The sequence below is a fragment of the Gordonia gummivorans genome, from assembly GCF_022513585.1.
GTDB lineage: Bacteria > Actinomycetota > Actinomycetes > Mycobacteriales > Mycobacteriaceae > Gordonia.
This window is the reverse complement of record NZ_JAKWBF010000024.1, coordinates 1-17,312: the sequence shown is the minus strand read 5'-3', so window position 1 is coordinate 17,312 and position 17,312 is coordinate 1. Positions and strand designations below refer to the sequence as shown.

Genomic DNA, 17,312 nt, shown 5'->3' with positions numbered 1-17,312 from the left:
CTTCGATCGAAGAGGAAGTGACCCAAGCATCATGACCGCAGCAGTAGAAAGCCCCTCCGCGAAGTCGGCGGGCTCCACCGACGGGCGGGTCGTCCGCATCATCGGCCCGGTGGTCGACGTCGAGTTCCCGCGCGGCTCGATCCCAGACCTGTTCAACGCGCTGCACGCCGAGGTCACCCTCGAAGCTGTGGCCAAGACCCTCACGCTCGAGGTCGCACAGCACCTCGGCGACAACCTGGTGCGCACCATCTCGATGCAGCCGACCGACGGCCTGGTCCGCGGCGCTGCGGTGTCCGACACCGGCAAGTCGATCGTCGTTCCGGTCGGTGACGTGGTCAAGGGCCACGTGTTCAACGCTCTCGGCGACTGCCTCGACGAGCCGGGTCTCGGCCGAGACGGTGAGCAGTGGAGCATCCACCGCAAGCCGCCGCCCTTCGACGAGCTCGAGGGCAAGACCGAGATCCTCGAGACCGGCATCAAGGTCATCGACCTGCTGACCCCGTACGTGAAGGGCGGCAAGATCGGGCTGTTCGGCGGCGCCGGCGTGGGCAAGACCGTTCTCATCCAGGAGATGATCACCCGTATCGCGCGTGAGTTCTCCGGTACGTCGGTGTTCGCCGGCGTCGGCGAGCGCACCCGTGAGGGCACCGACCTCCACCTCGAGATGGAGGAGATGGGCGTTCTCCAGGACACCGCCTTGGTGTTCGGCCAAATGGACGAGCCGCCGGGCACGCGTATGCGCGTGGCCCTGTCGGCGCTGACCATGGCGGAGTACTTCCGCGATGAGAAGCACCAGGACGTGCTGCTGTTCATCGACAACATCTTCCGGTTCACCCAGGCCGGTTCGGAGGTCTCCACCCTCCTCGGTCGTATGCCGTCGGCGGTGGGTTACCAGCCGACTCTGGCCGACGAGATGGGCGAGCTCCAGGAGCGGATCACCTCGACCAAGGGTCGTTCGATCACCTCGCTGCAGGCCATCTACGTGCCCGCCGACGACTACACCGACCCGGCGCCGGCCACCACCTTCGCGCACCTCGATGCCACCACCGAGCTCTCGCGTCCGATCTCGCAGCTGGGTATCTACCCCGCCGTGGACCCGCTGACGTCGACCTCGCGCATCCTGGAGGCTTCGATCGTCGGTGACGAGCACTTCCGCGTCGCCAACGAGGTCAAGCGCATCTTGCAGAAGTACAAGGAACTGCAGGACATCATCGCCATCCTCGGTATGGACGAGCTCTCCGAAGAGGACAAGGTCACCGTGCAGCGTGCACGGCGCATCCAGAAGTTCCTCGGCCAGAACTTCCTCGTCGCCGAGAAGTTCACCGGACAGAAGGGTTCGGTGGTGCCGCTCAACGACACCATCGAGGCATTCGACCGCGTGTGCAAGGGCGAGTTCGACCACCTGCCCGAGCAGGCGTTCAACAGCTGCGGTGGACTCGACGACGTGGAGGCCGCCGCCGCCAAGATCGCCGGAAAGTAGCGAACCGACATGGCTGACAAGTCCTTCCACGTGGAGGTGGTCTCCGCCGATCAGGAGCTGTACTCGGGCGAGGCGACTTTTGTCATCGCTCAGACGACCGTGGGTGAGCTCGGTGTCCTCGCCGGACACGAGCCGCTGCTCGGTCAGCTGGTTCCGGGTGGCTTCGTGGTGATCGTCGAAGAGTCGGGCACTCGGAAGGCGGCTTCGGTGGAGGGTGGCTTCCTGTCCATCACCGGCGAATCCGTCACGATTCTCGCGGAGGCGGCCGACTGGGCCGACGACGTCGACGAGGCATCCGAGCGGCAGGCGTTGGAGTCTGCCGAGCCCGGTTCCCCGGAGTACAACCACGCACATGCGCGTTTGACTGCGGCACAACACCTTTCGAAGTAGCGAGAGTGAGCGCCTGCGCGCGCTGAAACTGATGTGATCGGCCAGTCACTCCGGGACACCCCGGGTGGCTGGCCGATTCGTTTGTTCGGATGGCATGCTGGTGCACATCAGCCCGTTCGCGTGACGCTGTCGACAGCCCGATAGACAGTCCGGTCGAGATCGTTCGATCGGTGGGGAACACGCGTAGTTGTCGCAAGGAGGTGTCGGGGGTGACGCTTCTCGCCGTGCTGCTGACCGTTCTGCTCGTGGTCGCAGTGGCGCTGTGTGCGCTGCTGGCCTTCCGGCTCGGACAGCTACGGAGTGCCGGGACCCCGGTGCTTCTACGAGAGATGCCCGCCGGTGTCGACGAGGGGTGGCGGCACGGCACCATTCACTACACCGACGAGACACTGCGCTATTACCGGCTCAGTTCGCTTCGGCCGGGTCCCTCGGTGACGTTCTGTCGGCAGGGCATCGACATCGTCGGCCGGCGTGAGCCGATGGGGACCGAATGCGACATCATGGACGGGCTCGTTGTTCTCCAGGTACGCGAGACGCCGTATGGCTCCGATGCCGTCGAACCGCGCACCGACACCTACGAGATGGCGATGACGCTGGGTGCGGTCACCGCGTTCCAGTCCTGGCTCGAGTCGCGACAGTCCGACCGCTCGCAGCGTCGTCGTAGTGCGTGAAGTATTCCCAATCGCTCCCTGATCCGAAGATTCGGTAATCAAACCCGCTGACCTGCGGAAATGAGCCCGCGTCGTGCCCGCAAAATCTAGGGGAAGAACTTCTTCCCCGGGGTTCATAGTCGTCCGCGAGAATTTTCTGGGGGAGGACTCCAAGGGTAGGGGAAGAACTTCTTCCCCTAGTTTTGCGGCGCCGGTTCGCGCCGCCGACGAGAATGCCGCCGCTGCGCACTCATGGCAACCACCTGGTCGGCCGCCCATTGATCCGTTTGAGGTTGAGCCCGGGATCCGAAGAGTACTGCCTTCGGCCTCCTGAACTGGAGGTATGCGCAGGCTTCGCGGCGGCGGTCCCACCGAAAGGAGGGGAAGAAGTCTCCTCCCCTACTTTTCGTGTTGCCTATGCACCCGTCGGGGCGGGACTGGTCACTCAGGCCGGTCACGATCCCCGCCGGGCACCCAGCACACATCGCCCGGGATCTCGCCGTCGGGTCCAGGTGACCGGTTCGCCACCCGAGCGAGGATGAACAGCAGATCCGACAGCCGATTCAGGTATTTGGCGGGCAACACGGACGTGTCGTCCGGGTTCGCGGCCACGGCCGCCCAGGCAGATCGTTCGGCGCGGCGCGTGACGGTCCGCGCCTGATGCAGCAACGCGCTCAACGGGGTGCCGCCGGGCAGGATGAACGAGTTGAGGGCGGGGAGGTCCGTGCCGAACTGATCGCACCAGGATTCCAGTGCGTCGATGTAGGACTGCTCGATACGTAGCGGCGGGTACTTCGGGTCGTCGACGACAGGCGTCGACAGATCGGCGCCGGCGTCGAAGAGGTCGTTCTGCACTGTGGTGAGAACGGTTCGGACGTCGTCGGCGATCGGTCCGCCGACGGCGAGGGCCATGCCGATGACGGCATTCGCCTCGTCGCAGTCGGCGTAGGCGACCACCCGAGGGTCGGTCTTGGGAACTCGGGAGAAGTCGCTGAGGCCGGTCGAGCCGTCATCGCCGGTCCGCGTGTAGATCCGCGTCAGATGCACCGCCATCACTCGAATGTAGCGGCCCGATGCGCGGCCGATAAGGTGGCAGGCGTGAGTGATCGTTTTCTGGTCACCGGCGGAGTCCGGTTGGCGGGCGAGGTGTCGGTGGGTGGCGCCAAGAACAGCGTCCTCAAACTGATGGCGGCCGCCCTGCTGGCCGAAGGCACCACGGTGCTGACCAATTCGCCGGAGATCGCCGACGTGCCGTTGATGGCCGACGTACTCCGCGGATTGGGTGCCGTGGTTTCCCAGGATGGGGACACCGTATCGATCACCGCGCCCGCGGAGCCGAAGTATCACGCCGACTTCGACGCGGTCCGACAGTTCCGCGCCTCGGTGTGCGTGCTGGGACCGCTGATGGCTCGCTGTCACCGGGCCGTCGTCGCGCTGCCCGGTGGCGACGCGATCGGATCGCGACCGCTCGACATGCATCAGTCGGGACTGCGTGCGTTGGGTGCGCACAGTTCGATCGAGCACGGGTGTGTGGTTGCCGAGGCCGATGCCCTGATCGGAGCTCCGATCGCGCTCGAGTTCCCGTCGGTGGGTGCCACCGAGAACATCCTGATGGCCGCCGTCCTCGCCGAGGGCGAGACCACGATCGACAACGCAGCACGCGAACCGGAGATCGTCGACCTGTGCGAGATGCTGCAGCAGATGGGGGCACAGATCGAGGGTGCGGGCACCTCGACCCTCGTGGTGCGCGGCGTCGACCGCCTGCATCCGACCACCCACCGCGTCGTCGGCGATCGGATCGTGGGCGCAACCTGGGGCATCGCCGCGGCCATGACCCGCGGCGACGTCTCCGTGCACGGTGTGCGGCCCGAGCATCTGCAGCTGGTCCTGAACAAGCTGGTCGACGCCGGCGCGCAGGTGGACACCTCCAGCGACGGCTTCCGCGTCCGACACGACGCGCGTCCCACCGCCGTCAACGTGTCCACGCTTCCGTTCCCGGGCTTTCCGACCGACCTTCAGCCGATGGCGATCGGGCTGGCCACGATCGCCGACGGGATGTCGGTGATCACCGAGAACGTCTTCGAGGCCCGTTTCCGTTTCGTCGAAGAGATGGTCCGACTCGGCGCCGACGCACGCACCGACGGGCATCACGCGGTGATCCGCGGCATCGAGCAGCTGTCGAGTGCCCCCGTCTGGTGTTCGGACATCCGGGCCGGCGCGGGGCTCGTTCTGGCCGGCCTGGTGGCAGACGGCGTCACCGAGGTGCACGACGTCGAACACATCGATCGTGGGTATCCGCACTTCGTGGAGATCCTGCGTGGACTCGGTGCCCAGATCGAGCGCGTCACCGACACCGACCGAGCAGGGAGCTGAATCGGGTGGACGGCGCCGACCACTCTTACGCGCACGCTGATGCCGCCGACCGTCCGCACGAGGTCGACGTCACCGAGTGGACCCGACGATTCGACCTCCTCTCCGATCCGCACCGACTCGAGATCCTGATCGTGCTGCACCGGCAGCCGGGCATCTTCGTGGGTGACATCGCCACGGCCGTCGGTCGGACCGAAACGGCGGTGTCGCAAGCGCTTCGGGTTCTGCGGCACCAGGGCTGGGTGACCTCGACCCGGGTGGGACGCTCGGTGAGTTATCGGCTGGACGACGAGACCGTGCACGAATTGCTGCACTGGATGGGCGCCGGTCACGAGTGACCGTTGAAGGATGCCGTCACGAGTGACCGTTGAAGGATGCCGTCACGAGTGACCGTTGAAGGATGCCGTCACGAGTGACCGCTCGAGTGGGCGCTCGGCGCACCGCAGGACAGGGCGGGCCCTGCCCGAACGGATAGTCTGTCTGCTCAATCATCTGAATAAGTGGACAGATGTTGTGGGTGGTCCTACCGTTTTTCCATGTCCTCGACAACCACCACCGTCGCCATGCACATGAGCGATGGCATCATCAACGCGCCGGTCTCCGCGATGTTCGTGGCGATAGCGATCGCCGGCCTGGCGCTCTGCGCATGGCGGGCCCGCACCGACCTGGACGAGAAGACCGTTCCGATGGCCGGGCTGGTGGCAGCCTTCATCTTCGCGGTCCAGATGATCAATTTCCCGATCCTGCCGGGGGTGAGCGGGCACCTCCTCGGCGGAGCGCTGGCCGCGATCCTTGTGGGCCCCTTCACCGGAGCCCTCTGCGTCGCGATCGTCCTCGTCGTGCAGGCATTGCTGTTCGCCGACGGTGGGGTGAGCGCGCTGGGCGCCAACATCACCAACATGGCGTTGATCTCGACCTTTGTGGGCTATCTCGTCGCTATCGGACTCCTGCGGCTGTCCGGGCGGCGTGGGCGGTCACTCGGCCCGCTCGGGGTGATCTCCTTCATTGCGGCGCTGTGTGGAACCGTCTGTGCTGCAACGGGATTCGTCATCGAGTATGCGATCGGCGGCGCTGCGACCACCTCGCTCGGCACCGTCGCCACCTACATGTGGGGCACACACGTGCTGATCGGTGTCGGCGAGGGACTCATCACCGCGGTAACCGTGGTGGCAGTGGCTCGGGCACGGCCGGACCTGGTCTATCTGTTGCGACACAGGCCGGTCGACGTCACGAACCCGGTTGGAGTCGCGGCATGAGTGTCACGAACAGTCAGCAGACCCCGTCTGCGACCGGGCCCAAGATCCGGTTGCGCTACTTCCTCATCGGTTTCGGTGCGGTCGCCCTGCTCGTCGCGGGCGTCATCTCGTACTTCGCGAGTTCGTCGCCGGACGGCCTGGACTCCGCAACGCAGCGTGGTTGCGAGACGGTGATGGTCGACGGCGTAGAACAGTTGAAGGGCAACTGCATAGCGCAGCACGCCACCGATCACGCGATGGCGTCCTCGCCGCTGGCCGACTACTCGGTCAAGGGAATCGGTGACTCCAACGGTCTCGCCGGGATCATCGGCGTGCTTGTCACGCTGGCGGTGGCCGGCGGCCTGTTCTGGCTGATTCGTCTTCGCTCGCCCGGTTGCAATTCCCCGTCGCTTCGCTCGCCCGGTTGCAATTCCCCGTCGCTTCGCTCGCCCGGGCCACGCCGAACTGAATCGGGCATCTGACGTGGGTGCGGGCCACGCTCATCCGCTCTACCGGGAGGGCCGATCGTGTGTTCATCGGGCGCCGGTGGAGGTGAAGCTGGTCTGCCTGGTCGTCTTCGTGTTCGCCGTGGTGGCGACGCCGCGTGAGATGTTCTGGCCGTACGCGGGTTTCGCGATCATTGTGTTCGTGGTGTGGCGACTGGCCGACGTGCCGGTGCGGTGGATCGCGCCGCGGATGCTGATCGAGGCGCCGTTCGTGGTGCTCGCCGTTCTGTTGCCCTTTGCCGAGGGCGGACAGCGAGTCGAGATCGCCGGGCTGTCGATGTCGCTCGCCGGCTTGTACGCCGCGTGGGGCATCGTCATCAAAGGCACTCTGGGCGTGGCGGCCTCGCTGACCTTCGCCGCCACCACGCCTGCCCGAGAATTACCGCTTGCGCTGAGTCGGCTCGGAGTGCCTGCCACCATCACTCCGGTGATCGTGATGATGTTGCGTTACATCGATGTGCTGTCGGCGGAGGTTCGACGCATGCAGGTGGCGCGCCTGGCCCGAGGCGATTCGCCGCGGATGATCCACCAGGCGGGTGCGATCGCCAAGGGCGTGGGGTCGATGTTCCTGCGGTCCTACGAGCGCGGCGAGCGGGTTCATCTCGCGATGATGTCGCGCGGCTTCACCGGGGTCATCCCGGAGATGCCGGGTGTGGCGACAGCGACGAGAGCCACCCGTGCACAGTGGCTCGTAGTGGTCATGCCCGCGGCCGCGGCGGTCATGGTCGCAGCAGCGGCGTGGAGCCTGCGATGACCGGGCCCGCGATCGAGGTCTCGAACCTGCATTTCACGTATCCGGATGGACGCGTGGCACTTGCCGGCGTCGACCTCACGATTGCGCCGGGTGAGCGAGTCGCGCTGCTCGGACCCAACGGTGCAGGCAAGACCACGCTGATGCTGCAGCTCAACGGAGTACTGTCGCCGACCCTGGGCTCGGTCGTGATCAACGGTGTCACCGTGAGTGCCAAGACGATTCGCGAGATCCGGTGCCAAGTGGGACTGGTGTTCCAGGACCCCGACGACCAACTCTTCATGCCGACGCTCATCGAGGACGTCGCCTTCGGGCCGGCCAACTTCGGTGTGAAGGGTGACGAGCTCGCCGACGTGGTCGACCAGGCGCTCGACGCGGTGTCGATGAGAGAGCACGCGCGCCGCAGTCCGCACCATCTGTCCGGGGGACAGCGGCGCCGCGGGGCGCTCGCCACGGTATTGGCCTGTCGCCCAGATATTCTCGTGCTCGACGAGCCTTCCGCCAATCTTGATCCGGTGGCCCGGCGACAACTCGCGGAAACACTTCTCGGACTGCATCAGACGATGCTCGTGGTGACCCACGATCTGCCCTATGCTGCTCAACTCTGCGACCGAGCCGTCATCGTGGATGCCGGCCGGATCGTCGCCGACGGTGCCATCGACGACGTTCTCGCCGACGAGGGACTCCTCGCGGCCCACCGGCTCGAATTGCCCTGGGGATTCAACGCACACAGTCTCTCGGCGGCGCGCGCCGCCCGGGCCGGCGGCTGACCGTTCGGCCAGCCTGACACCTCTCCGAACGGTCAGGTGTGGAACTGCTCCCAGGAGGAGCGTCGCAGGCGTAAAGGACGGTTTGCTTCTCGGGAGGTGTCGGACCCGGATGTGACGCGCGTAACGTCGCCGATGCCCCACTAGATCAGCGACGACACGCGTGCGCCCCAGCTCGCGGGAGGACAGCATCATGCAGGTTGACGAATTACTCAAACCGTTTCCCATCAAGGAGTTTCACCCGTTCCCGCGGGCGATGATGGGCCCCGGCGCTCACGAGATGATCGGGCCCGAGGCACTCAAACTGGGCTTCAAGAAAACCCTCGTCATGACCACGGGTCTGCGGGGAAGCGACACCGTCCACAAGATCGTCGAGTCGTGCAAATACCACGGTCTCGAGGTCGTCCTGTTCGATCAGGTCGAGTCCAATCCCAAGGACTACAACGTGATGGACGCGGTGTCGCTGTACAACTCGGAGAAGTGTGATTCGTTCATCTCCATCGGCGGCGGCTCGGCGCACGACGCCTGCAAGGGCGCTCGTATCTCGGTGGCCCACGATGGGCGCAACATCAACGAATTCGAGGGATTCAACAAGAGCGAGAACCCCAAGAATCCGCCGCACATCGCCGTATCCACCACTGCCGGAACGGGTTCGGAGACCTCGTGGGCGTATGTCATCACCGACACCACCACCGACCCCGACAAGCCGCACAAGTACGTGGCCTTCGACGATGCCTCGGTGACCACCCTGGCGATCGACGACCCGGTTCTGTACTACGACTGCCCGGTGGCCTTCACCGCCCAGTGCGGATTCGACGTTCTCGCACACGCCTCCGAGCCGTACGTGTCACGACTGAACTTCCCGCCGTCGATGGGCAACGCGCTGCACGCGGTCAAGATGACTGCCCAGCACCTGCGCGAGGCGACCTGGAACCCGACCGAGCTGTCCGGCCGCGAGGGCATGATGTACGCGCAATACATTGCGGCACAGGCCTTCAACTCGGGTGGCCTGGGCATCATCCACTCGATCAGCCACGCGGTGTCGGCGTTCTACGACACCCACCACGGTCTGAACAACGCCATCGCACTGCCGCGTGTGTGGGCGTTCAACATGCCCGTGTGCTACGAGCGGTTCGCCGACATGGCCGAGGCGATGGGCGTCGACACCCACGGCATGACCAAGGTGCAGGCTGCGGATCAGGCACTCAACGCCGCCATCCGGCTGCTGCGCGATGTGGGTATCCCGGAGAAGTTCACCGACGTCAACCAGGATTCGCACATCAAGAACCGATTGGGCCAGGGCCCCACCAAGTTCTACGAGAACCGCAAGGAGATCTCGGGTGCGCCGGAGTCGATCGATGCGATCACCAATCACGTCCTCGGCGACGCCTGCACCCCGGGCAACCCGAAGGAGTGCACCTTCGAGACGGTCCGACCGGTCGTCGACCACGCGTTCAACGGCGACCTCGATGACCTGCTGACGTAGGTCAGCAGTTGGGCGTGGCCGGCGTCCTGCCCCCGAGGCGCCGGCCACACCATTCTTTCGTAACACCAACCCCCGCAAGGAGACACCGATGTCCGTGCAGATCGTTTCCGACTCGTCCGCCGGTTCCGGCCCAGCGCCAGATGAGGCTGTCGGCGATGGCACGGCAGAGTTTGTCGACGTGGCCGACGTTGTCGAGAAGTTCGCTGCGGCAGGCTATCTCGCGGATCAGCGGTTGGCCACCACGGTGTTCCTGCAGCACAAGCTCGGCAAGCCGATCCTGCTCGAAGGACCCGCGGGCGTCGGCAAGACGCAGCTGGCCAAGACACTGGCTGAGGTCACCGGTCGGGAACTGCTGCGTCTGCAGTGCTACGAGGGGCAGGACGAGACCACGGCCCTGTACGAGTGGGACTACGGAAAGCAGCTGCTCTACACCCAGGTCTTACGCGAGAAGATCAGTCAGGTCGTGGCGGACGCGTCGACGCTGTCGGAAGCGGTCGACCGCATCGGCGCCGAGGAGAGCGTCTTCTTCTCCGAACGCTTCCTCGCGCCCCGGCCGCTGCTGGAGGCGGTACGCGCCGACCATCCCGTGGTCCTGCTCGTCGACGAGGTGGACCGCGCCGACGAGGCGCTCGAGGCAGTTCTCCTCGAACTCCTCGCCGAGTATCAGGTGTCGGTACCCGAGATCGGAACCTTTGTCGCCACCCACCAACCGATGATCGTGTTGACCTCCAACAACACTCGCGATCTGTCGGCCGCCTTGAAGCGACGCTGCCTGCACCTGTCGCTGGACTACCCGGATTCCGCGCGCGAACTGGAGATCATCAAGTCCAAGAACACCGGACTCTCGGACACGTTGTCGGCCAAGCTGGTCGAGATCGTGCGCGGTCTGCGCGACCTCGATCTTCGCAAGGCGCCCAGCATTTCCGAGGCGATCGACTGGGCGCGCACCCTCGCAGTACTCGGGGCCGACGAACTCACCGCGGACGTGCTGGCGCAGACCGCGAACGTGGTCGTCAAGTACGACCGGGATCTCGCCCGTGCCATCGACGCCCTGCCGAAGCTCGTCGATCCCAACGCCGAGGTGCCCGAACACCTGCATTCCCACGGTCATTCACATGGGCACGGGCACAGTCACTCTCATGGCGAGCACAGTCACGACCACGGCGACCACGACCATGGAGATCACGATCACGGCAAGGACCAGAGCGACCACAGCGGACAGGCCAAGCGCGCCGCCAAAGATGTTCCCGGACGGCATGGTTCGGACTACTACGGCTCGCCCGGAGCCAAGAGCGACGCAGGTACCCGGACCATCAGCCCGGGCCAGGGTGATCGCTCGTTCAAGTCGCGCGGCGGCGGTGCGCGCAAGCGGCCCTTCTGAGCGGGACGGGAGTCCAGCGCATGGAAGCCGCCATTCACCGCTTCGTCCGTCTGCTGCGCCTGCACGGCATCCGCATCGGGGTGTCGGAGGCGATGGATGCGATGTCGGCAACCGCGACAGCGGAGATCCTCGCCGACCGCGAACTCCTGCGATCGGCCCTCGAGGTGTGTCTGGTCAAGGACCGCCGGGACGAGGCCACCTTTCACGATGTCTTCGACCGCTTCTTCGCGTTGCGTCCGGTACTCGAGAACGCTGATGCACACGGCCACTCGCACACCCACGATGACCTGTCGGACTCCGGCGAACTCACCGAGTACAGCCTGTCCGATGAGATCAGCGAGACACCGCAGCAGGGCCACAGCCACGGACCGCCGTCGAATCTGAAGGAGTACTTCGACCCGGAGGACCTGGCCGAGCAGTACAACCTTCACCAGGAGGCCAACCGGCTCGACATGGCCTCGCTCACCGACGAGATCGTGCTGTCCTCCGACGAGGTGCCCAACGCCGAGGCCGCCGCTCGGGTCCAGCTGACCGTGTCGCGTCTGGCCAACCCGGGCCGGCCCGGAGATCTGGTCACCGACAACCGAACCCAACTCGACGTCGAACTCTCGGTGGCGCAGGAGATGGCGTTGCTGACGTGGCTCGACGATCCGGACGCGGCGTCGGGACCGCAGCCCGACGCCGAGGAACTCGCGGCGCTGCGCAGCGCGCTGGCCGGACTGCTCGACGGGCTGCCCGAAAAGCTCCGCGACCACCTCGAACAGCTCATGGCCACCGACCATCAGATCGAGGAGCGTGAGGTCAAGGCGGAGGTCCGCGACCTCATCCACGAACACGAGCGGGCCAGTCTGGAGGATTCGATCCGGCGTCTGATCCGCAGTCTGCACGGGGCACCCCGGGCGCGTCGGAAACTGGCCGCCCGCGGGACCGTGGACGCCGCTCGCACGATGCGGGCCAACCTGCGCTACGACGGTGTGCCGTTCCGGCCGATCACGGTGGCCAAGGTGGAGGATCGGCCCAGTCTGCTGATCCTGGCCGATGTCTCGCTGTCGGTCCGAACCGCCGCCCGGTTCACGTTGCAGCTCGTGCACGGTCTGCAGTCGATGGTCGCGCATGTGCGGTCGTTCGCCTTTGTCGCCGACCTGGTGGAGATCACCGACCTGTTCGCCGAACACCAGCCCGAGGAGGCCCTGTCCCTGGTGGTGTCAGGACTGCAGGCGGGGGGCGTCCTCGACACCGACGCCGACTCCGATTACGGGCTGGCCCTCGGGAAGTTCCTGGAGGAGTACGGGGGCGCCGTCACCCGCCGCACGACGGTGATCGTTCTCGGCGACGGACGCAACAATGGTCGCGACCCCAATTTCGAGGCGTTCGAGGAGATTTCGCGTCGTGCCCGCGAGACGATCTGGATCACTCCGGAGGCCGCCTATTCCTGGGGGCTCGGTTCCTGTGATCTGCCCGCGTATGCGACCTATTGCGACCGCGTCCACGTGGTGCACGACCTCGCCGAACTCGAGCAGGTCTCTGTCGATGCATACGGCGCGTGACGCCGATCACGCCGCGTAGGATCGCGGATACGGCGGGGACCGGGAGCGAACGGGTGAGAGTGCGTGCAGGCGAAGGTCGATGGTGAGGAGTTGACGCGGTCAGACCTGCGTGTCGCCAAGTTCCATACACCCGAGATCATCGTGGGTTCCGGAGCGCTCGCCGAGATCGCCGGGGCGGCCCGCGGCCTGGGTGTGCAGCGCTTGATGATCGTGTCCGACCGCGGCATCGTGGCCACCCCCTGGTATCCGGAGCTGGCTGCGTCACTGCGCTCCGAGGGCCTGTCGGTGTCGTCGTTCAGCGAGGTGTCGCCCAACCCGCGCGCGCCCGAGATCAGCGCCGCCCTCGAGCATTACGATTTCCGGCGCTGCGACGGCATCGTGGCGCTCGGAGGCGGGTCGGTGATCGATGCCGCGAAAGGCGTCGCGATTCTCGCGGCCAATGGCGGGCACATCCTCCAATACGAGGGCATCGACAAGGCGACATCGCCGCTTCCACCGCTGATCGCCGCCCCAACCACGGCGGGCAGCGGCTCCGACGTCTCGCAGTTCTGCATCGTCAACGATGTCGACCGCATGACCAAGGTGACCATCATCGGGCGCGGGCTGGTGCCCGACGTGGCGGTGATCGACCCACGCACCCTGGCGACGCTGCCCCCGGAGGTCGCAGCCCAATCGGGGATGGACGCCATCACCCACTGCATCGAGGCCTACGCCTCGGTTGCCCACAGTCGACTCACCGACGGCGCGGCGTTGTCGTCGATCGCGACCGCGTGGCGGAGCATCGAACGATTCGTCGGCGACCCGTCCGACACCGTCGCGGGCACCAACATGGCCTACGCCTCTCTCGAGGCCGGGATGGCGTTCACCAATGCGATCCTCGGTGCCACGCACGCGATGAGTCATCCGGTGGGCGGCCTGTGCGACGCCCCGCACGGCGCGATCAACTCGGTGTTGTTGCCGCACGTCATCCGCTTCAATGCCGCAGCCGATCCGCGGCCCTATGTGGACCTCGCTCGAGCTGTCGGCGTCGACGATTCTGGGTCGCCTCATGCGGTCGCCGAGCGATTCGCGGATGCAGTTGCGCGACTGTCATATTCGGTGGGACTTCCGCGTACCCTGCGGGCGGTCGGCGTGCTCGGCGAGCACTTGCCGGTGCTGACCGCCAATGCGATGGTCGACGCCTGTATGACCACCAACCCGCGTCAACCCACACCCGACGAGATATTGGGCATGTATCGCGAGGCCCTCTGAGATGGCAGTGCAGGGTCGACTCGCCGACGACGGAGCTCCCGACGAGGAGGCCTCGCGCCTGGAATCCCTGCTGGGCCTGCACTCGGTCAAAGGATCGCACTACGCGCAGTACCGCGGTGTGGAGCAACGACTCACCAGGGTGGTCGAGGCGCTCGACCGCATCTCCCGCGCGCTCGTCCAGACCGGTGAGGGGCCGGAGACACTCGTGTTGTCGGTGGTGCGCGCAGTACAAGAGCATCTGGACGCCGAGTGGGTGGTGTTCGCGCTGTGTGACGGCGAACTCGACCGCACCGGGCCGCGCCACCTGATGATGGGTCGCGACGGCACGATCTACGCATTCGAGGGCGTGCATGTCGCACGCACGCCGAGTCATCTGCCCGACGAGGTGCTCAACCGGCTCAACGACATCTTGCGCAACCAGATGACTCGACTGAAGCGGCCGATGGTCGACGACCATCACGTGCACGTCCCGCTGCATCTCGACGGCCGGGTGGTCGGCGGGTTGTCGGCGTGGACGCCCGAGCACAAGGTCGTCGATTCCGCCGATCCGGTGGTGCTCCGCATTCTCGCGCGGCAGGCGGCCGTCGCGCTGCTCAATGCGGCGCTGCTCGAGGAGAGCCGGCATCAGCTGGCGCGCGCCGAGCAGGCGTTCGCCCAGGCGACGGCGCAGGCCGCCGACCTCGCGGTACGCAACACCGAGCTGCAGCGCACGCAGCGCGAACTCTCCGCCGTGATGCGTCAGCGGCTGGTGACCGAGGAGCGCGAGCGGATCGCTCGCGAACTGCACGACTCGGTGACACAGTCGGTGCTCTCGGCCGGGGTGCACATCGAGGTCTGCCGGATGGAATCCGATCCGAAAACCGCAGACCGACTGGAGGTCGCCGGACGTCTCACCCGAAATGCCGTGGAACAACTGCGTTCGGTGATCTATGCGCTGAACCAGGCCCCGTCGGTGGAGGGACTGAGTCTTGGCGAGGTACTCGACGAACTGTGTTCGATGCATCTTCCGAAGGAACTCGAAACACAGGTTCGGGTGACCGGTCGGATTCGTGACCTGCCCGATGACATCCAGCACGCCGTGCTCAGGATCGCGGGCGAGGCGCTGTTCAACACCGCGGTCCATTCCGAGGCGAACACGGCCCGCGTCGACCTGACCTATCTCGACGACGCCGTGCAGCTGGCCGTCGACGACGACGGGGTCGGCGATCCCGGTCACCTACGACGGGTTCTGCGCGCCGCGACGCTGGGAGACCTGGCCGGGCGCCACCGCGGGTTGGCGAACATGGCCGCGCGTGCGGACGAGTTGGGCGGTGAACTGCGGATTCGTCGTTCGCGACTGGGTGGTGTGCGCATCGTCGTCACGATTCCGGCGGTCGAGTCACGTCGTGGCAGGGCCACGCCATCCGAGCAGGAGGTCATCCGATGAACAGTCCGGCAGACACCACGGCGATCCGAACGATGCTCGTGGACGATCACGCACTGCTACGAGAGGGGATTCGGTCGCTGCTCGACCGCGAGTCGGCGATCTCGGTGGTCGGGGAGGCCGGCTCCTACGACGGGGCACTTGCCGAGGTGCAACGGTGCCGCCCCGATGTGGTGGTGGTGGATCTCAAGCTCACCGCGGGAACCGAATACGAGGGGTTGCGCCTGATCACCGAGATCGCCGGTCGACATCCCGACGTCGCGACACTGGTGCTGACCACCTTCCTCGACGACGATCTCGTCGTCCGCGCGGTTCGTGCGGGCGCGCGCGGGTACGTCGTGAAGGACGTCGACACCACCGAGCTGGTGCGGGCGATTCAGGCCGTCTCCGGAGGTGGCAGCGCCTTCGATCCGCGGAGCGCGGCCATCGTGCTGCGTAGCGTCTCCGGTGATGGTGCGGGACCGGAGGCACTGACCGAGCGCGAACGCGAAGTGCTGCGGTTGCTGGCAGATGGGTTGTCCAACAAGAAGATCGGGCAGACACTCTTCATCTCGGAGTCGACCGTCAAGTTCCACATCCGCAACATCATCCGCAAACTCGGCGTCTCCAAGCGCACCGACGCCGTGTACATCGCGAGCAAGCGTGGATTGATCTGAACGCAGTCGGGTGGCCCGAGGAATGTCCACTCATCCGTGTGAAGTTGGGCCCGGATTCCGGACTCAACTTCACACGGATCGTCTTGCGACGGGAGTGAGGACCATCCATCCACCGAGGTGGGTGAACAACTCGACCCCGTCGTGCTCAACCTGGCCGGCCCAAGCTGCGAGGTCGTCGAGCGTGAGTTGGATCAGGTGGCCGAAATGTTCGCTGGGATGTTCCTCGAAGGGCACCGCGACGACGACGCGGCGTCGGGCTACCCGTAGAGCCTCCGTCAGAGCCCGGACCGTTGCTTGCTCGTCAAGGTGTTCGAGCAGGTGGATGAGGGTGACGGTGTCGACCGCATCGGTGTCGAACGGTAGGTCGGTGGCGTCACCGACCACCGCGCGAAGCGGCGTTTGCCTGCGCCGAGCCGCCGCACGCAAGTGCTCGACGGCGCCAGGGGAGATGTCGCAGGCACTGACCTCGAAGCCGTCCTCCGCGCACTGGAGTGCGAGGAAGCCAAAACAGGAACCGACCTCGAGCAGACTGTCGCCGACGACCAGCGACCGCGCGCGCGCATGAACCGGACCGAACGGTGACCCACCGTCGCGGAGCTCGGTGATCGAATTGTCGTAGAACGCTGCCCAGGACCCAGCCTCGGTGCTCGCGGCCGAACGGATCATCTGCACGGCGGCGTCCTCGAACTGCCTTTGACCTGCGATGACACCCGCGTCGACGAGGCCGACGAGACTGCCGACCATGGCCGAATCCGAGATCGACCCGCCATCGAAGGGATGAACGATGTCGACCGACACCGGGCCGATCCGCCAGCCGAGATCGCCGCACCGCCGAAAACCTGCCGGCACAGACCGGCAATGACGCACAGAAACCGTACGAACCGATTCGAGATGCTGGGCAATGGTCACCCTATAGACGCTAAAAGCACGCTGACCTGCGCATAACTGGCCGTCCAGGCGCGCGTACTGTCCAAAAGGACGGTTTGCGGCGTAGATCACATCGATGGAATTCGGCGTGCGAGCGGGAATGTTTGCGTTCGGTCGGTGGTTGAAATCCCCGTGACCAGCGAGAATGGAAACCGGCGCACGCCGTGACCAGGCGATTTGACCCTGACAACGCGGCCCAGTAACTTTCTTCAAGTCAGCGCGCCACGGCGCCGCCCCGGACAGACTCCCGAGAGGGAGCGGATGGGGAGAGGAAACCGGGTTCTGCACTGACCGCCCCCGAGAAATCGAACAGGGTAGCTTCGCGCGCCCCGATCGACCATCTCGGGACTGCCAGACACTCCCGATCGGAACCAAGACCGAGAGTTGCGGACCGGCAAGAGGGTCTGGTAGGCTGGAAGAGTTGCGCCGGAGACGGGGCAACTACTCCAAAACGAACAAAGCTCGCAGGTGAGCGCCCGATGTGGGTAGTGC

Annotated in this window: 17 protein-coding genes; 15 read left to right on the top strand and 2 right to left on the bottom strand. The window is 65.8% G+C overall.

Features of this window, described 5'->3' with window-relative positions:
* Positions 1 to 31 precede the first annotated feature (31 nt).
* From atpD to MKW15_RS17050, 3 genes are all read left to right on the top strand, one after another.
* On the top strand, positions 32 to 1,480 hold the full coding sequence (gene atpD / locus MKW15_RS17060) for a F0F1 ATP synthase subunit beta (protein ID WP_240860284.1): 1,449 nt from the start codon (positions 32 to 34) through the stop codon (positions 1,478 to 1,480).
* A gap of 9 nt (positions 1,481 to 1,489) precedes the next feature.
* A complete protein-coding gene (locus tag MKW15_RS17055) occupies positions 1,490 to 1,870 on the top strand; it encodes a F0F1 ATP synthase subunit epsilon (protein WP_240860282.1) in 381 nt (126 codons plus the stop codon).
* Positions 1,871 to 2,079: 209 nt separating this feature from the next.
* Complete coding sequence (locus MKW15_RS17050; protein WP_240860280.1) at positions 2,080 to 2,541, top strand: DUF2550 domain-containing protein; 462 nt, start codon at positions 2,080 to 2,082, stop codon at positions 2,539 to 2,541.
* Positions 2,542 to 2,961: 420 nt separating this feature from the next.
* On the opposite strand, the gene MKW15_RS17045 is transcribed toward MKW15_RS17050, so the two are convergent.
* On the bottom strand, positions 2,962 to 3,573 hold the full coding sequence (locus MKW15_RS17045; RefSeq protein WP_240860278.1) for a cob(I)yrinic acid a,c-diamide adenosyltransferase: 612 nt from the start codon (positions 3,571 to 3,573) through the stop codon (positions 2,962 to 2,964).
* Positions 3,574 to 3,618: 45 nt separating this feature from the next.
* Between MKW15_RS17045 and murA the strand changes: the two genes are divergently transcribed.
* The 12 genes from murA (at position 3,619) to MKW15_RS16985 (ending at position 15,893) form a co-directional block, all read left to right on the top strand.
* The gene (murA, locus tag MKW15_RS17040; RefSeq protein WP_240860276.1) at positions 3,619 to 4,893 is read left to right on the top strand and encodes a UDP-N-acetylglucosamine 1-carboxyvinyltransferase; all 1,275 of its coding nucleotides are present in this window, start codon (positions 3,619 to 3,621) and stop codon (positions 4,891 to 4,893) included.
* A gap of 5 nt (positions 4,894 to 4,898) precedes the next feature.
* Positions 4,899 to 5,228 carry an ArsR/SmtB family transcription factor gene (locus tag MKW15_RS17035; RefSeq protein WP_240860272.1) on the top strand — a complete coding sequence of 110 codons (330 nt, stop codon included), beginning with the start codon at positions 4,899 to 4,901 and terminating at the stop codon, positions 5,226 to 5,228.
* Positions 5,229 to 5,426: 198 nt separating this feature from the next.
* Positions 5,427 to 6,146, top strand: a complete 720-nt coding sequence (locus tag MKW15_RS17030) for an energy-coupling factor ABC transporter permease (RefSeq protein ID WP_240860270.1) — start codon at positions 5,427 to 5,429, stop codon at positions 6,144 to 6,146.
* Positions 6,143 to 6,607: a PDGLE domain-containing protein gene (locus MKW15_RS17025; protein WP_240860268.1), complete on the top strand. Its 465-nt coding sequence runs from the start codon at positions 6,143 to 6,145 to the stop codon at positions 6,605 to 6,607. The genes MKW15_RS17030 and MKW15_RS17025 overlap by 4 nt, the downstream gene beginning before the upstream one ends.
* A gap of 1 nt (position 6,608) precedes the next feature.
* Entirely contained in the window at positions 6,609 to 7,385 is a 777-nt protein-coding gene (gene cbiQ, locus MKW15_RS17020; RefSeq protein WP_240860266.1) for a cobalt ECF transporter T component CbiQ, read from the top strand.
* Positions 7,382 to 8,152, top strand: coding sequence for an energy-coupling factor ABC transporter ATP-binding protein (locus MKW15_RS17015; protein WP_240860265.1), 771 nt, complete (start codon positions 7,382 to 7,384; stop codon positions 8,150 to 8,152). Before cbiQ ends, MKW15_RS17015 begins: the two co-directional genes overlap by 4 nt.
* Before the next feature lie 190 nt (positions 8,153 to 8,342).
* Positions 8,343 to 9,635 (top strand): NDMA-dependent methanol dehydrogenase, encoded by a 1,293-nt coding sequence (gene mdo, locus MKW15_RS17010; RefSeq protein WP_240860264.1) that lies wholly within the window; start codon positions 8,343 to 8,345, stop codon positions 9,633 to 9,635.
* Between the two features lie 88 nt (positions 9,636 to 9,723).
* Complete coding sequence (locus MKW15_RS17005) at positions 9,724 to 11,016, top strand: AAA family ATPase (RefSeq protein ID WP_240860263.1); 1,293 nt, start codon at positions 9,724 to 9,726, stop codon at positions 11,014 to 11,016.
* Between the two features lie 20 nt (positions 11,017 to 11,036).
* Positions 11,037 to 12,563 carry a VWA domain-containing protein gene (locus MKW15_RS17000; protein ID WP_240860262.1) on the top strand — a complete coding sequence of 509 codons (1,527 nt, stop codon included), beginning with the start codon at positions 11,037 to 11,039 and terminating at the stop codon, positions 12,561 to 12,563.
* 63 nt (positions 12,564 to 12,626) lie between these two features.
* A complete protein-coding gene (locus tag MKW15_RS16995; RefSeq protein ID WP_240860261.1) occupies positions 12,627 to 13,814 on the top strand; it encodes an iron-containing alcohol dehydrogenase in 1,188 nt (395 codons plus the stop codon).
* 1 nt (position 13,815) lies between these two features.
* A complete protein-coding gene (locus tag MKW15_RS16990; RefSeq protein WP_240860260.1) occupies positions 13,816 to 15,240 on the top strand; it encodes a MadS family sensor histidine kinase in 1,425 nt (474 codons plus the stop codon).
* Positions 15,237 to 15,893 carry a MadR family response regulator transcription factor gene (locus MKW15_RS16985; RefSeq protein ID WP_240860259.1) on the top strand — a complete coding sequence of 219 codons (657 nt, stop codon included), beginning with the start codon at positions 15,237 to 15,239 and terminating at the stop codon, positions 15,891 to 15,893. Before MKW15_RS16990 ends, MKW15_RS16985 begins: the two co-directional genes overlap by 4 nt.
* A 69-nt stretch (positions 15,894 to 15,962) precedes the next feature.
* On the opposite strand, the gene mftM is transcribed toward MKW15_RS16985, so the two are convergent.
* The gene (gene mftM, locus MKW15_RS16980; RefSeq protein WP_240860257.1) at positions 15,963 to 16,802 is read right to left on the bottom strand and encodes a mycofactocin oligosaccharide methyltransferase MftM; all 840 of its coding nucleotides are present in this window, start codon (positions 16,800 to 16,802) and stop codon (positions 15,963 to 15,965) included.
* Between the last annotated feature and the right edge of the window lie 510 nt (positions 16,803 to 17,312).

Bases quoted from the DNA above. Each gene is read 5' to 3' on its own strand.
- atpD (WP_240860284.1), top strand. From the start codon at position 32: ATGACCGCAGCAGTAGAAAGCCCCTCCGCGAAGTCGGCGGGCTCCACC.
- MKW15_RS17055 (WP_240860282.1), top strand. From the start codon at position 1,490: ATGGCTGACAAGTCCTTCCACGTGGAGGTGGTCTCCGCCGATCAGGAG.
- MKW15_RS17045 (WP_240860278.1), bottom strand. From the start codon at position 3,573: ATGGCGGTGCATCTGACGCGGATCTACACGCGGACCGGCGATGACGGC.
- MKW15_RS17030 (WP_240860270.1), top strand. From the start codon at position 5,427: ATGTCCTCGACAACCACCACCGTCGCCATGCACATGAGCGATGGCATC.
- MKW15_RS17025 (WP_240860268.1), top strand. From the start codon at position 6,143: ATGAGTGTCACGAACAGTCAGCAGACCCCGTCTGCGACCGGGCCCAAG.
- MKW15_RS17015 (WP_240860265.1), top strand. From the start codon at position 7,382: ATGACCGGGCCCGCGATCGAGGTCTCGAACCTGCATTTCACGTATCCG.
- mdo (WP_240860264.1), top strand. From the start codon at position 8,343: ATGCAGGTTGACGAATTACTCAAACCGTTTCCCATCAAGGAGTTTCAC.
- MKW15_RS17005 (WP_240860263.1), top strand. From the start codon at position 9,724: ATGTCCGTGCAGATCGTTTCCGACTCGTCCGCCGGTTCCGGCCCAGCG.
- MKW15_RS17000 (WP_240860262.1), top strand. From the start codon at position 11,037: ATGGAAGCCGCCATTCACCGCTTCGTCCGTCTGCTGCGCCTGCACGGC.
- MKW15_RS16990 (WP_240860260.1), top strand. From the start codon at position 13,816: ATGGCAGTGCAGGGTCGACTCGCCGACGACGGAGCTCCCGACGAGGAG.
- MKW15_RS16985 (WP_240860259.1), top strand. From the start codon at position 15,237: ATGAACAGTCCGGCAGACACCACGGCGATCCGAACGATGCTCGTGGAC.